At 69.2% G+C, this 1,410-nt stretch carries 1 protein-coding gene and 1 pseudogene; both read left to right on the forward strand.

Going from position 1 to position 1,410, the window contains the following annotated elements; translation table 11 throughout:
• Positions 1–705, forward strand: a pseudogene (locus OOT08_RS08275) (hypothetical protein); the annotation flags it as partial.
• A gap of 46 nt (positions 706–751) precedes the next feature.
• Positions 752–1,240 (forward strand): YajQ family cyclic di-GMP-binding protein, encoded by a 489-nt coding sequence (locus tag OOT08_RS08280; RefSeq protein ID WP_325092159.1) that lies wholly within the window; start codon positions 752–754, stop codon positions 1,238–1,240.
• The last annotated feature ends 170 nt before the right edge of the window (positions 1,241–1,410 follow it).

Here is a 1,410-nt window from a genome sequence, read left to right on the forward strand (position 1 = left end):
TCGGGGGCGCTGCTCCTGTCTGTCGCCGCGTGCGCCCCGGAACCCGGGGCACCCGGTTCGACCCCGAAGCCGAGCGCAACCGCCGAGCCCTCGGCCTCCCCCACCCCGAGCAGCTCCCCGTCCCCCACGGAAGCCCCGCGCCCGGAGTGGGACCGCTTCGAGCACCCGGACGTGGCCTACACCTTCGAGGTCCCCACCGGGTGGAGCACGCGGGTCACCCCCCAGGAGATCGATCCCTCCGTGCCGCCGCTGCACGCGGTCTCCGTGGTGGACCGAGCCGGACGCGTCCAGCTCACGCTCCTCGACGCGCTCTACGGGCTCGGCGGGGCTGGCGGGGATCCCGTCCCCTTCCGCGTGCTGGACTCCGCGCCGGTCGCGGTGCCGGGCACTATCCGCGAGAGCGACCTCGACACCGATCCCCAGTTCGTCTACCGCGCCGTGGAGTATCCGAGCGGGGTCACCGCGAGCCTCGCCCTGTCCAGCAGCGCGCCCAGCCTCGACGGCACCACCTCCTTCTTTTACAACGAGCTGCGCTTCCCCGCGGGGGGTATCTCCTTCGCCGACAGCCTGCAGGTGAGCGAGTTCTCCGCGGCCGAGGGAAACACCCGCAGCTTCGCGTCGATGGCCGAGGCCGAGGCGTTCATGCTGACGGACGAGTACGAGACGCTCAAGCGGGTGCTGACCTCCTTCGCCGTTCGGGGCTGACCGCGGAAACTCCCCTCCGGCGGGGTTCCCGGCTAACATGGGGCGTATGGCAGATTCAACGTTTGATGTCGTGAGCAAGGTCGACAAGATGGAGGCGGACAACGCCCTCAACCAGGCACGCAAGGAAATCGAGCAGCGCTACGATTTCAAGGGCGTGGGCGCCTCCGCCGAGTGGAGCGGGGAGATGATCCTGATCAAGGCCGTCTCCGAGGAGCGCATCGCGGCGGTGCTCGACGTGGTGCAGTCCAAGTTCATCAAGCGCGGCATCTCCCTGAAGAGCCTGGACGCGGGGGACCCCTACCCCAGCGGCAAGGAGTTCCGCATCGAGGTCAAGCTCAAGGACGGCATCGACCAGGCCACCGCGAAGAAGCTGAACAAGCTCATCCGCGACGAGGCCCCGAAGTCCGTCAAGAGCCAGATCCAGGGCGACGAGCTCCGCGTCTCCTCGAAGAGCCGCGACGACCTGCAGGAGACCATGCAGCTCCTGAAGGGCGCCGACGTCGAGACCGCGCTGCAGTTCGTCAACTTCCGCTAGGCAGCACTGCTTCCGCCGAGGGCCGTCCCGCCGGGGCGGCCCTCGGCGTTTCCGCGGGCGACGCGCCCGAGGGGGAATCCCGGCGCGCACGTCCGCGTTGTACGGTGAGGCTGAGGGGAGAACCACAGATGCCGCAACAGTTACCCGCCGGGTGGCGCACGTCCGCTGAG

The organism is Leucobacter sp. M11 (genome assembly GCF_035726885.1).
Lineage (GTDB): Bacteria > Actinomycetota > Actinomycetes > Actinomycetales > Microbacteriaceae > JAPFRB01.